Genomic DNA, 14,248 nt, shown 5'->3' with positions numbered 1-14,248 from the left:
CGCGCCAGGCGGCGCCCGGGCACGCCCTCACCCGGCGGGCGGGGGCGCAGCGGCCGGGTCTGCGGGTGGAGGCGGTACGGGGCCCCGGTGCGATCGGCGCTCACCTGCGCCGGAGGGTCACCGTGGTGCGGCTCCGGTCACCAGGTGCCGGGCAGGGTCTGCCAGCTCAGGAAACCGTTCTCGAAGCCGCCGTCGGGGCGGCTCTTGAAGGTGAAGGTGCCCGAGGCGCCGTTCGCGTAGTTGTACAGCGAGGAGATGTCGTCCCGGCCGTCCCCGTCGGAGTCGCCCGAGACCGGCATGCCGGCGCTCGTCCCGTACCAGTTCGCCTCCGGGGTGTCCCAGCTGCGGACCGCGTCCCCGACCGTGCCGTCGGGCTTGGCGAGCAGCGTCGACAGCGAGGCGTGGCCGTCCCCGTGGTCGTACATCAGCGCGGCGTCGGAGCGGCCGTCGCCGTTGTAGTCGCCGACCGTGAACTTGATCTTCGCGTACTCCCATGCACCGCCGGCGGGCTGGGTCCACGACTTCACCGGGGCGGCGACGCCGCCGTTCGGCTGGGCGAGGAAGGTGAAGACGGCGACGCCTCCGGCCGTGTAGCCGTACAGGGCGACGAAGTCGTCGCGCTTGTCGCCGTTCATGTCGCCGACCCGCCAGGTGGCGTGGTCGATCCACCAGTTGCCCGCGGGCGTCCGCCAGCTGGCGGCGGCGGAGTTGAAGAATCCGTCACCCTTCGCGGTCCAGGTGTGGGCCCCCGCTTCGCCGTTGCCGTAGTCGTAGACCATGGCGACGTCCGCCTTGCCGTCGCCGTTGAAGTCGCCGGCGAGCGGCTTGGCCTTGGCCCACTCGAAGTTCCCCGCGGCGGCCGTCAGCCCCTTGACCGGGGTGAAGGTGCCGGTGGCGTTGGACAGGAAGCTCCACAGGGCGTTGGAGCCGTCGGCGTAGCCGTACAGCGCGACGATGTCGGCGCGGCCGTCACCGTTGACGTCTCCGGCCACCCACTTGGCGCGCTGGTAGGAGAAGCCGCCCTTGGTGCTGGTCCAGCGCACGGTGGGTGCCTCGTAGCCGCCGTCGGGCAGCGCGTTGAACACCCACAGGGCGGTGGTGTTGTCGCCGTAGTCGTAGACGGTGGCGATGTCGCTGCGGCCGTCGCCGTTGAAGTCGCCGGACAGGTCCGTGCGCAGGTGCGCGGTGCGGTCACCGGGCTGGTGCTCGACGGTCGCCCCGGTGGTGGTGTTGGCGCGGACGTAGCCCTTCTCGAAGTCCTCGCGCACGCCGCCCGCGACCTCGTACTCGCCGGAGACCGGGTAGCCCAGGGTGCTCTTCTCCGCGCCGAGGGCGACCCACCGCTTGCGGATGGTGCCGTGGACCGGCCAGGAGCCGTTGGCCCTTGTCCAGTAGATGGAGGCCGTCGGTTCGGTGTCGGAGCGCTTGCGGAAGTGGTTGAAGCGGGCGACGGCGCCGTCGCCGACGTTGGTCTCGTCGGTGACGGGGTACCCCAGCGGGCTCGCCGGGCCGCCGAGCGAGGTGTACCTGGTGTAGATGGAGCCGTGGACGGACCAGGCACCGGTGTCGGTGGAGTAGAAGATGCCGCCCTTGCCGCCCGAGGCGGAGCAGAAGGTGGAGAACCGGCCGTTGTCGAAGGTGGCGTTCTCGTCGGAGGTCGGGTAGCCGAGGATGCCCTTCTCGGCGCCCATGGCGAGCCACTTGGCGCGGATCGCGCCCCACACCACCCAGGCACCGCTGCTCGGGTGCCAGTAGATGGAGCCGTTGTCGCTGGTCTGGCCAGCGCTGCGGAGGTTGACGTAGCGGCCCACGCCGTCGGCCGGGACCAGGACGTCCGTGGTGGGGTGGCCGAGCGAGGTGCCGCCCTTGGCCAGGTACTTCGCCAGGATGGGGCCGCACAGGGTGTGCGTGCCGGTCGCGGAGGAGGTGAAGGCCTGGCACTCCGACCAGGAGGTGCCGCCCAGCACGAGCTGCCTGCCGGCGCCGAACGCCGAACCGCCGGCCAGGGTCTGGCCCGGGAACTCGGTGATGCGGCCGTTGCCGTCGCGCGACCACAGGTCGGCGAAGCCGTTGGCCTCGAAGTCGCCGTTGCTGGACAGGTGTGCGAAGGCGGCGCCGGTGAAGCCGCTGCCGATGGACGTGGTGCGGACCGCCGGGTCGGCGAAGACCGACAGGTCGGCCGCGGTGACCGCGCCCGGCTCCGTGGTGGTGCGGCTGGTGTACTGGTGGATCTTGCCGGTGACGGTGTCGCGGGCCCAGATCTCGGGCAGCCGGTCGCCGTTGAGGTCGCCCGGCGCCATGACGGTCATGTTCTTCCAGTCGGCGTTGCCGAGCAGGATCGGCTCGCCGAAGGCGTCGAGGAAGCCGACGGCGGAGCCGCGGTACAGCCACAGCTGGTCACCGGTCTTCACCAGCAGGTCCGGCTGGTCGGCGTCGTCGACCTTGCCGTCGCCGTTGTCGTCGTCGACGCTGCCGATCGCGACGGCCTGGTCCGCGTTGGCCCAGTGGTCGTCCACGTCGGGGTTGCCCACCTGGAGCTCGATGCGGTTGGCGTCCGCGCTCTCCAGGTCGCCGTCGCCCTTGTTGGGGTAGACGTAGAGGTTCTTGCGGGAGTTGTCGGGGCTGGGCTGCAGGGTGACGAGGTCCTCGTAGTAGTCCTCGTTCCAGCTGCCGCGGTGCGTCAGCGAGACGGTGTCCGCGAAGGAGCCCTGGTCGAGCTGGCGGGAGAGGTCGAAGGTGCCGTCGCCCTTGCCCGGGTGCATCCACAGCAGGCCGGAGCCCGGGTCGACGCTCCAGATGTCCACCGTGCCGTCGCCGTTGAGGTCGCCGTGCTTGTCACGGGTGGCCAGGCGCTTGGCGTAGAACAGGTATTCCTTGAGGTTCGACCGGTTGCCGGACGCGTCGAGGCTGTGCACGAACAGGCGCTGCGGACCGGCCGTGGTCGGCGTGTACTTGACGTCCACCGAGCCGCCGACGGTGGTCGGGGGGATCTTGTTCACCTTCGGGTTGGAGTCGGTCCACCACTCGAAGGCGGTGACGTCCTTGACCCCGTTGGCGCTCAGGGTGAACGTTCCCTCGGAGCGGGCGAAACCGGTCTTGTCGGGGTCGTCCTCGCCCTCGGGGAACTGCTTCGAACTCACCAGCGGGGTCCGGTCCGGACGGGTCCGGTCGATGGTGAAGAGGCACTGCCCGGCCCAGGGGCCGGCCGGACCGACGTTGTCCAGGGTGCGCACGTCCCACCGGTAGGTGCCGTTCAGGTCCTTGGCCGGGATGCGCAGCTGTGCCACGTTGCCGTTACTGGCCTTGACGGTGGCCTTGGTCGGGGTGGTGGCGCCGTCCTTCCAGTAGTGGAACTCGGCGGTGAGGGACACGTCGCCCTTGTCCTTGTCCTTCACCCGGGCGCGCAGGACGATCTGGTCGGTGGTTCCGATGACCCCTCCCGTGCAGGGCACGGACGGGTCGGTGGAACGCTCCGTGATCTTGTCAGGCGTGGTGTTGAAGGTCGTGGAGATGCGGGCGCTGTTCGGGTCGAACTTGCGCCAGGAGACGTCGACCGTGTCCTTCGCGGCCTTCAGGCCGAAGGTCCAGGTGCCCCAGTGCTTCTGGGCGGCCGTCGCGACCGCCGACTTCACGTTGAGCTCGATCACATCCCCGTCGCCGGGGCAGTTGCGCCCGCCGTAGGACTGGCCGCTGGAGTCGACGAGCCGCTTCCAGTCGGGCTGGTCGTTCCAGGTGGTGGACTTGGAGATGGTGCCCGTCTCCCAGACCTGGACGTCACCGGACTTGCAGCTCCAGGAGCCGGCCGACTTCTGCTTGATCCGCAGGGTGGACTCGATGATCTGCTTGTCCCAGTAGTCCTTCATGCCGACCTGGAAGAAGGTCTTGGCGCAGATCACGGCGTTGCCGTTGGCGGCGTCCCGGGCACACCCGACGCGGGCGTCCTTGCTGAGCGTGCCGCCGTTCCAGTAGTTGGTGTTCGGCGAGGACGGGAACGCGTTGTGCTTGTAGGCGATCGTCCACGCCTGCTTCCAGGCGTCCCAGGTCGGGTCGATCACGACCGGGTACGTGGTCTCGGGCGCCTTGAGCAGGCTCTGGTCCGGCGTCAGGGTGAGCGTGTCGCCGCTCAGCCGGACCCCGAGGTCGGCCTGCTTGGCACCGGTGGTGACGCCCTCGACGGGCGCCGGGAGCGCCCCGGCCGGGGCCGACCCCGGGGCGGCGGACCCGGCGGCGGGCGCGGCGGCCGGAGCCGAGCGCAGGGACTTGGCGGCCGGGGCCGGCGTGGTGGCGGCGGTGGCGGGGGACGGCGGCGCGGCGGCGGCCTCGGCCTTCTGCCCGCCCGCGTCCCACATCTGCGGCTTCGCCGAGCCGAAGACGGTCTGCCCGGCCGGGTCCACGGCCCGCAGCTGCCCGTCGGCCTCGGCCCGTACGGTCAGCCCCTTGGCCTTCAGGCCGAACGAGAGGGAGGCCAGGGCCGGGTTGGCGGCGGCCTCGCGGGTCTTGACGACCAGCGCGTGCGAGAAGCTGTCCACGGTGGCGCTGACCCGCAGGTCCACCCCGGGAAGCACCTCGGGGTAGACCGCGCTGCTGCCCTCAAGCCGGGGCTCGGTCAACGGCGCCGGCCAGCTCAGGGCCACGTCGCGGCCGTTCTCCGACATCACCGCGAGGGGGGAGTCGCCGCCCCCCGAAAACGTCAGCCCGATCGCGGCGGCCTTCGGTGTGAGACGGCCGTCGGCGCCTTTGCGCAGGGTGGTGTCGACGGGAATGAGCTTTCCGCCCTGACGGACCCGTACGGGTACCAGCGAGCGCTCTGCCGTTTGCGTGCCGTTCGGATTGGCCCACACCTCGTCGGTCTCGGTGCGCAGGCCGGTGATTTCGACCGGCTTTCCGGTCCGCTTGGCCTCGGCGGCGGCCTTTTCGGCCTCGGCGGCGGGCGCCGAGCGGCCGGCGGCAGGGCCGGAACCCGTCGCCGCAGCGGCGAGGGGCGCGGCCCCCAACAGGCCCGCGGTCAGGGCCAGGGTTGTGACCAGCGCCGACGCCCGCAAGCGAGGCTGGCCGGTGGCGCGGAGCCGCGCCAGGGGTGGTCTCACGGAGGTTCCTCGTAGTCGATCCGGGCACGTACGGAGGGTTCCTGCGCACGGATGGCTTGATCAGTCCGGGCGAGCTTCTCACGACCTGGCGCGCCACCCGAATAAACGGAATAGGAAATTCCTATTCCGATCGCCATCTGTCCGACTTTGCCTCGTCTTGGTGCCTACTTTGCGGTACGCAATTACTGGCCGAGAGGCGTTGGGAAATGTGGCGCAGCCCTCACTGTTACGGTCTTGGATCACCCTTCGAATAGTGTGTACATTTGTGCATGCGTGACCTATGACGGAACCCAATTTGCGAAATCGAAATTGGTACGCTAGGGGCGGAAAGCGCAGACGCGCGCTCGGCTGGTCGATACCAGCCCTGTCCGTCGCCCTGTGCGTGACCGGGCTCGCCTCGCCACCGGCGTCCGCAGCCTCCAAGACCACCCCGCCCGCACTGCAGAAGCTGACCAAGGTCGGCGGCAAGCCGGTCGTCGGCAAGCCTGCCCCCACACCCGGCGAATCCCAGCGCAACAAGTGGACCGCCCCGCCCAAGGTGGCCTGGCCCGCGGCCGGTTCCGCCGAGGTCCAGCTCCCCGCCCCCCAGGGCTCCGCGCCCGCCGACGGCCGCTCCCGGATGCTTTCGGCCCCCGCGGCGGGCGGCCCTGCCGCCCCGCAGGCGGGCCCGGCCAAGGCCGGTACGCTGCCGGTGCGGATCACCGCCGCAGCGCCGGCCGGGCCGCGGGACCGCAGCGCCCCGCAGGCGCTCGCCGCCCCGTCCGCCGACGGCGCCGCCCCGGCCGCCGACACCCCGGTCAAGGTCAAGGTCGACCTGCTCGACCGGGGCGCCGCCGACAAGGCGGGTGTCCCGGGCGGGCTCCTGATGGCCGTCAAGCGGACCGACATCCGCGCCGGCGACGCGCCGGTCTCGGTCGAGCTCGACTACACCGCCTTCAAGAACGCGTACGGCGGCAGTTGGGGTTCCCGGCTGCGCTTCACCGCGCTGCCGTCCTGTGTGCTGACGACGCCCGAGCGGCCGGAGTGCCGCACGGCCACCCCGGTCACCGCGCGCAACGACGCGAGCACGGGCACGCTCACGGCCACCGTCGACACCGCCGCACAGCCCGGCTCCGCCGCCGCGACCGGCTCGTTCGCGACCAAGGGCGCCCGCTCGGCCACGCCCATGATGCTGGCCTCGGCCGCCGCGGCCGCGCCGACGGTGCTGGCCGCCGCGCCGAGCGCCGACGGCGCCAACGGCACCTTCAAGGCCACCTCCCTGAGCCCGTCCGGCTCCTGGCAGGCGGGCGGCTCGGCCGGTGACTTCTCCTGGTCCTACCCGCTCGACGTGCCGGCCTCGCTCGGCGGGCCCAGCCCGTCGCTGGCCCTCGGGTACTCCAGCGCCCAGATCGACGGCCGCACCTCGGCGTCCTCGCAGCAGACCTCCTGGGTCGGCGACGGCTGGGACCTGGGGTCCAACTTCATCGAGCGCTCCTTCATCCCCTGCAGCCAGGACAAGAAGGAGGGCTCCGGGTTCAACAACCCCAAGGACGACACGGGCGATCTCTGCCACGCCGTCTCCACGGTCACGATGTCCCTCAACGGCGGCTCCACGCAGCTCGTCCGGGACGACAAGACCGGCGTCTGGCGCCCGTCCGACGACGACGGCTCCCGCGTGGAACTGCTCTCCGGCGCCGACAACGGCGACAAGAAGGGCGAGTACTGGCGGGTCACGACCCCGCAGGGCGTCCAGTTCCACTTCGGCCTGAACAAGGTGCCGGGCTGGAGCACCGGCAAGCCCGTCACCCACTCCGCGCTGCTGGTGCCGGTCTACGGTAACCACCCGGGCGAGGACTGCTTCAAGGCCGGCGACTTCGCGAACTCCGTCTGCGACGAGGTCTACCGCTGGAACCTGGACTACGTGGTGGACCCGCGCGGCAACGCGATGACCTACTGGTACAACAAGGAGGTCAACCACTACGGGTCGAACTACAAGATCGCGGGCGGTTCCACCAACCGCGCCTACGACCGCGGAGGTTGGCTCGACCACATCTCCTACGGCCTGCGCAAGGACAACCTCTTCGCGAACGCCCCGGCCCAGGTGCGGTTCACCGTCGCCGAGCGCTGCCTGAAGACGAAGGACTTCGACTGCGCGGAGGACAAGCTCAAGCCGGAGGTGGACTGGAACATCGCCAAGATGTGGCCCGACACCCCCGGTGACCAGCTGTGCGCCGCCAAGGAGGAGTGCAAGGCCCGCTTCACGCCGACCTTCTTCACCCGCAAGCGGCTGACCGAGATCACCACCGAGGTCTGGAACGGCACCGCCCACCAGCCCGTCGACACCTGGAAGCTCACCCAGGACTTCCCGCAGACCGGTGACGGCACCGACTACCCGCTGTGGCTCGCCGCCGTCCAGCACACCGGCAAGAACGGCAAGGAGATCAGCCTCCCGCCGGTGACCTTCCGCGGCAAGCAGCTGCCCAACCGCGTGGACGGCATGGACGACGGCAAGCCGCCGTTCCTGCGCTACCGCATCGAGGCCATCGACACCGAGACCGGCTCGACGGTCAACGTGCACTACCGCGACCCGGAGTGCCGGGCCGCCAACCCGCGCGTGATCCCGGCGTCCCACGAGTCGAACACCCTGCGCTGCTACCCGGTCATCAACGAGATACCGGACCCGAGCGATCCCAAGCGCGAGAAGAAGCTCTACGTCACCGACTGGTTCCACAAGCACGTCGTCGACCGGGTGCAGGAGGAGGACCGCAACGGCAACTCCCCGACGCGCGTCACCGAGTACCAGTACCTGGGCGCGCCGGCGTGGGCGTACGACGACGAGACCGAGGCGATGCGCCCCCACACGCGCACGTGGTCGCAGTGGCGCGGCTACGAACGCGTGCGGACGCTGATCGGTGCGGCGCCGGACAAGCGGTCCCTGACCGAGACGCTGTTCTTCCGCGGCCTCGACGGCGACCGGGCCGCCCCCTCGGGCGGCAAGCGCAAGGTGTCGGTCAAGGACTCCGAGGGCAAGGAGATCGCCGACCACCGCCTCTTCGCCGGCCAGACCCGCGAGGTCCTGGCCTACAACGGCGAAGGCGGCGCCCTGGAGGCGGCGACCACCTACACCCCGTGGCTCCACGGCCCGACGGCGACCCGCGTGCGCGAGGGCATCGAGCCACTGCAGTCCTTCGTCCGGGGCACCACCAACGTCTCCTCGCGCACCCTGCTCTCGGACAACCGGGGTTGGCGGCGCACCGCGCAGGAGACCGTCCTCGACGACCAGGGCAAGCCGCAGTCGGTCTCCGACCTCGGCGACGTCTCGGACCCCAAGGACGACAGCTGCACCCGCTACGAGTACGAGTCCGACGAATCCCTGTGGATCATCGGCCGTGAGAAGCGGATCGAGACGGTCGGCAAGGCCTGTGACGCCAAGGACGTGAAGAGGCCCGAGGACGTCATCTCCGACGCCCGCCTGTCCTACGACGCCGTCGGCAACGTGGTCCGCTCCGAGTCGCTGTCCGGCTACGCGGGCGGTCAGCCGCAGTACACGCTGGACGGCTCGCTCACCTTCGACTCCTACGGGCGCCCGAAGACCACGACCGACGTGTTCGGCAAGGTCACCAAGATCGACTACACCCCGGCCGCCGGGCAGATCGTCACCAAGGTCGTCACCACCAACCCGCTCGGCCACACCGACACCACCGAGACGGACCTCGGCCGCGGTTCGATCCTGGCCAAGCAGGACGCCAACGGCCGCCGCAGCGTCATGCAGTACGACGCACTCGGCCGCCTCGCCAAGGCGTGGTCCCCGGACCGCGACCCCGACACCAAGTCCCCGGACGCCGAGTTCGCCTACGACGTCCGCCCGGACGCGCCCGTCGTCATCACCACCAAGTCGCTCGTCGACGACGGCACCTACCGCAGCAGCTACGAGATCTACGACAGCAGCCTGCGCATCCGCCAGACCCAGCTGGAAGCCCTCGGTGGCGGCCGGCTGATCGCGGACACCTTCTACAACAGCCTCGGCCAGGTGTGGAAGTCCAACGGCGCCTACTACACCGGCGGCACCGCCTCCGGCGAGCAGTGGGCCCCGAAGGACAACGAGGTGCCGTCCTCCACCGTCACCGAGTACGACGGCAGCGGCCGGGCCACCGCGCAGATCTCCCGCAAGTTCGGCGAGGAGACCTCGCGGACGACCACCACGTACGGCGGCGACAGCATCACCGTCGACCCGCCGACCGGCGAGACGCCGACCCAGGCGTTCCTCGACGGCCAGGGCCGCAAGACCGAGCTGCGCTACTTCCGCTCGGACTCGCCGACCGGCGCCTACGACGCGACCCGCTACGGCTACGACCGGCGCGGCCAGCTGGAAAGCGTCGTCAACGCGGCCGGGGACACCTGGTCCTTCGAGTACGACATCCGGGGCCGCCAGACGAAGATCTCCGACCCGGAGAAGGGCACCACGTCCAAGGTCTTCGGCAAGGGCGACCGCCTGGAGTCGGTGACCGACCAGCGGAACAAGACCGTGGCGTTCGCCTACGACGCCCTGGGCCGGGTCACCGAGACCCACGAGGGCACGCTGTCCGGCGCCAAGCTCAGCGAAATCGTCTACGACACCCTGCCGGGCGCCGTCGGTCTCCCGGTCTCCTCGACCCGCTACGTGGGCGGCAACGCGTACACCCACGCGATCACCGGCTACGACCAGGGGTACCGGCCCACCGGATCCACGGTCACCATCCCGAAGTCCGAGGGCGCGCTCGCGGGTACGTACTCCTTCTCCACCGGCTACCGGCCCAACACGGGCCTGACCGCGTGGACGCAGCAGCCCGCGGTCGGGGGACTCCCCGCCGAGCGCGTCACCATGACCTACAACCACTTCGAACTGCCCACCGTCATGGGCGTGGCGGGCAAGACGTTCGTGGGCAAGGTCGACTATTCGCCGATGGGCGACGTGCTGCGCACGGAGACCGGGGCCGCCGGCTCCCAGCTGTTCACCACCAATTTCTACGACGAGCAGACCCGGCGCCTGACCCGCACCGTCAATGACCGGGAGAAGGCCCCGGGCCGGATCAACGACACGTCGTACGAGTACGACGCCGTCGGCAACATCCTCAAGGTCAAGGACCAGGAGGGTGCGGCCGCCACCGGCACGACGGACACGCAGTGCTTCGCCTACGACTACATGCGCCGCATGAGCGAGGCGTGGACGGCGAGCGATGACTGCGCGGTCAAGCCGAACGCCACCGGCCCCGGTTCCGCTCCGAAGGTCGGCGGTCCGGCCCCGTACTGGACGTCGTACTCCTTCGACACGGCCGGCAACCGCACCAAGGAGGTCCAGCACTCCACCACCGGCGACCTGACCAAGGACGTCATCCGCTCCTACGGGTACGGCACCCCGGGCAAGCCCGGCGCCAACCGCCTCCAGCGGGTCGACACGACCGGCCCGGGCGGCACCCGCAGCGACTCGTTCACCTACGACGAGGTCGGCAACACCAAGACCCGCACCGTCCAGGGCAACACCCAGCAGATGGAGTGGGACATCGAGGGCCACCTCGCCAAGGTGACCGAGGGTGCGAAGACGACCGAGTTCCTCTACGACGCCAACGGCAACCGCCTGATCAAGCGCGACCCGGCCGGTACGACGCTGTACCTGCCCGGCACCGAGGTCAAGCTGAAGCCGAACGGCGCGGTGGAGGCCACGCGCTACTACGCGCACACGGCCGGCCCGACGATGGTGAAGACGGCCAAGGACGGCACGGTCGCCACCTCCTACCTGCTCGCCGACAACAACGGCACGGCCACCACGGCCGTCGACGCGGCCACCCAGGCCGTCACCCGCCGCAAGTTCACCCCCTTCGGTGACGCGCGGGGCACCGCCCCGGCGGTGTGGCCCGGCAAGAAGGCCTTCGTCGGCGGCGAGATGGACGAGTCCACCGGCCTGGTCCACCTGGGGGCCCGGGAGTACGACCCGGCCACCGGGCGGTTCCTGTCCGTCGACCCGATCGTCGACCACAGCGAGGCCGCGCAGCAGAACCCGTACGCCTACGCCAACAACTCGCCCGTGACGTTCTCGGACCCCTCAGGCCAGGCCATTGCGCCGCCGGTGATGCCGATCAAGGACTTCACCGACGCGGAAGTGGCCTGGGCGAACTGGGCGAACGGCCGCAGCGCGCTCGACGTGGCGCTGGACGTGGCCATCGGCATCCTCAAGGACGCCTCCGGCTACAACGACATCAAGGCCTGCCTCGGCGGCGACTGGGGTGCCTGCGCAGGCCTCGCCTTCGAGGCGGCCCTGCCCTTCGCGGGCAAGGCCAAGCGCATCCTGAAGGCCCTGGACCGGGCCTGGGACGCCTTCAACAGCTGGATGGGCAAGCTGAAGCTCGCGCGGGACATCCTCGCGCGCGTCGAGCGCTACCAGCAGGCGATGGCCAAGTACGCCGAGGACCTGGCCGAATGGAAACGCCAGGTCGAGGAAGCGGCCGAACGGGCCAGAAAACTGGAGGAGGAAGCGGCCGCGGCCAGAAGAGCCGCACAGGAACGCGCCGCGGCGGCGGCCCGCAAGGCCGAGGAGGCCAAGGCCACCGCGGCCCGGCAGGCAAAGGAGGCGGCGGCCCGCGCCAAGAAGGCCGACCGGCACGGCAAGTCCTCCAAGTCGGCCGAGCCGAAGAAGGCCACGAAGAACGACAGCGGCGAGGGGGGCGGAGGCGGTTGCAAGGTCCGCAACAGCTTCACCCCCGGCACCGAGGTCGTGATGGCCGACGGCTCCGCCAAGCCCATCGAGGACGTGGAGATCGGCGAGCAGGTCCTCACCACCGACCCGCAGACCGGGACCACCACCGCCGAACCGGTCTCCGCACGGATCACCGGCGAGGGCGAGAAGCACCTGGTCCGCATCACCGTCGACACCGACGGCGACAAGGGAGCGGCCACCGACGTCATCACGGCCACCGACGGCCACCCCTTCTGGGTGCCGGAGCAGGGGCGCTGGGTCGACGCCGGCGAGCTGAAGGCCGGTCAGTGGCTCCAGACGTCCTCCGGGACGTGGGTGCAGGTCACCTCCGTGGCTGCGTGGACGCAGGCACAGCGGGTCCACAACCTGACGGTCACCGACACGCACACGTACTACGTGCGTGCGGGCGCGGCCGCGGTCCTGGTCCACAACTGCGGCACTCTCAAGAACGCCACGGACGACGACCTGCGGGCGGCGGCAGTGAAGGAGATCCCGCCGAAGAACGGCAAGCCGTTCCAGCGCGACTTCCACATGACCGAGGCCGGCCGGGCCCTGCAGAAGCACACCGACCCGGTCAAGCGCACCGCCGACCACGTCAAGAAGTACCTGCCGTTCCTCAACGGGGCCAACCGCAAGAACGACTACCGTGCGCTGAACGACGGGGCCGAGGTGCTGCTAAATGAACTCCTCGGCAGTTCCACGGCCACCAGATCCATCAACCCGTCCACGCCGTTCTACGGTGGGCACGTTCTCGAAATCATCGAGTCGTCCACCGGCCGCGGCGGGAGATGGAGCCTGCGGGGCGGCGGACTCCAATTCGAGGGATGGCTATGAGGCTCTTCACCGTAGGGGCGCACGAGTACGCGGCCCTCACCGTGCTCGGCAGCGAGGATTTCGACGCCATGGAAGTGGTGGAGATGACCGACGCCGGGCGGGGTGGACTCCTGCTGGAGTTCCGCATGGACGAGGAGTCGGCCACGCTGGCCCACCTCGGTGCGGAAGTGGAGATCCCGCTGCTCAGGGCCTCCCTGGAGATCTTCCGGGAGGACTTCCTGGAGCCCAGGCGCGCAGCGGGCCTGCCGCTGCCGCCCTGGTAGCCCGTACGTTCTGAACCACTGGGGGAGCCCCGCCGGACACGCGTCCGGCGGGGCTCGCCCGTTCTAGGGGGTGCCGGTGTAGGGCACCGGTTCCGGCAGGTCGTCGAGGCCGAGTTCGTGCCGGTCGAGGGCTTCGCGTACGGCGCCCACGAAGCCGTTCCGGAAGTGGGCCTGGTTGCCGTCTCCCACCCCGGCGGTCCGTCTGCGGTCGGGGGCGCTGCCGAAGGATCCGAACATCGTCTCGCGCAGTTTCGTCGAGATCTCCAGCTGGGCGCCGGCCGCGGTGCGGGTGCGGTTGACGATGTTCGCCGGGTCGTCGCCGTTCAGGGAGCTGTCCGTCCCGGCGACGGTCACCGTCACCGCGAGGTCGGGGGTGGCGGCCGACGGGGTGAACCCGTGCCGGTCGAAGGCCCACGCCAGGTTCCGTGTCAGGGGAAGCCGGTGCTGCTGTACAGCGCGGCATTCGAGGGGAACCGGTCGCCCGTGCCGTGGCCGTGGTCGTGGTCGTGGCCGCGGAGGCAGTGGCGCCGTTTCCGGCAAGGTCGTTGAGCAGCGGCAGACCGGCGGCCGCTGCCGCCACGGAAGTCAGGACGTCACGCCGACTGGTGATCTTCATGCGCTGATCATCTCCGACTCCCCGGCGGGCCCGGCCGGCCGGGCGCCCGGTCCGCCCCGGCTCAGCGGGCGCGCGAGGCCAGGACGCAGAACTCGTTGCCCTCGGGATCGGCCAGCACCGTCCAGGACACCGCCCCGCCCTGCCCGACCTCGCACCGCCTGGCGCCGTGCGCGAGCAGCCGGGCCACCTCCACGGCCTGGTCGTCGGGCCGGAAGTCCAGGTGGAGCCGGTTCTTCACCGTCTTTTCGTCCGGTACCGGTACGAAAATCAGCCCCGGCAGCCGGTCGGGCGCCGGGCGGATCTCGTACTCCTCGGGGGAGCCGTTCACCACGGCCCATCCCAGCGCTTCGGCCCACCACCGTCCGAGCCGGCCCGGGTCCCGGGCGTCCACCACGGTCTGCTCCCACTCCAGTGCCATGCAGCGAGCTTAGGGCGTCCGGCGGACCGCGGCCGGGCCGCAGAACCCGTCGTTCTCCGGTTACGCGGCCATCCAGGCGTACCTGCCCGCGAAGCGCCTGTCCATCGCCGTTTCCACGACGCAGGGTCCCCGCAGCCCCGAGGGCAACCCGGCCGAGACGGTGGCCCAGCGCATCGCCGTGGACCTCGCTCCCGACCACCCGCTCAAGATCGGCTGAGGAAACGAAGAACCGTCCGGGCCGGCCCGTGGGGGCCGCCGAAACCATCACCGAACCGCAGGCTCCACCCGAAGAAACCACCCCCACCCCAGTACCCCCCCAGG

At 70.6% G+C, this 14,248-nt stretch carries 5 protein-coding genes; 2 read left to right on the top strand and 3 right to left on the bottom strand.

From position 1 onward, the window contains the following. Positions 1-137 precede the first annotated feature (137 nt). A complete protein-coding gene (locus AB0B01_RS30020; protein WP_361725871.1) occupies positions 138-5,087 on the bottom strand; it encodes an FG-GAP-like repeat-containing protein in 4,950 nt (1,649 codons plus the stop codon). 382 nt (positions 5,088-5,469) lie between these two features. Between AB0B01_RS30020 and AB0B01_RS30015 the strand changes: the two genes are divergently transcribed. Both AB0B01_RS30015 and AB0B01_RS30010 read left to right on the top strand, forming a co-directional pair. Further along, positions 5,470-12,630 carry a polymorphic toxin-type HINT domain-containing protein gene (locus AB0B01_RS30015; RefSeq protein WP_361725868.1) on the top strand — a complete coding sequence of 2,387 codons (7,161 nt, stop codon included), beginning with the start codon at positions 5,470-5,472 and terminating at the stop codon, positions 12,628-12,630. After that, on the top strand, positions 12,621-12,893 hold the full coding sequence (locus tag AB0B01_RS30010) for a hypothetical protein (RefSeq protein ID WP_361725865.1): 273 nt from the start codon (positions 12,621-12,623) through the stop codon (positions 12,891-12,893). Before AB0B01_RS30015 ends, AB0B01_RS30010 begins: the two co-directional genes overlap by 10 nt. 63 nt (positions 12,894-12,956) lie before the next feature. On the opposite strand, the gene AB0B01_RS30005 is transcribed toward AB0B01_RS30010, so the two are convergent. Next, complete coding sequence (locus AB0B01_RS30005; protein WP_361725862.1) at positions 12,957-13,253, bottom strand: poly-gamma-glutamate hydrolase family protein; 297 nt, start codon at positions 13,251-13,253, stop codon at positions 12,957-12,959. 317 nt (positions 13,254-13,570) lie between these two features. Then, complete coding sequence (locus AB0B01_RS30000) at positions 13,571-13,927, bottom strand: VOC family protein (protein ID WP_361725859.1); 357 nt, start codon at positions 13,925-13,927, stop codon at positions 13,571-13,573. Positions 13,928-14,248: the final 321 nt, after the last annotated feature.

Origin of the sequence: Streptomyces sp. NPDC044571 (assembly GCF_040647115.1) — a bacterium.
GTDB lineage: Bacteria > Actinomycetota > Actinomycetes > Streptomycetales > Streptomycetaceae > Streptomyces.
The sequence above is the reverse complement of the archived record's forward strand: the minus strand, read 5'-3'. Positions and strand labels throughout refer to the sequence as shown.

Coding starts and splice junctions, on each gene's coding strand:
- AB0B01_RS30010 (WP_361725865.1), top strand. CDS start 12,621: ATGGCTATGAGGCTCTTCACCGTAGGGGCGCACGAGTACGCGGCCCTC.
- AB0B01_RS30000 (WP_361725859.1), bottom strand. CDS start 13,927: ATGGCACTGGAGTGGGAGCAGACCGTGGTGGACGCCCGGGACCCGGGC.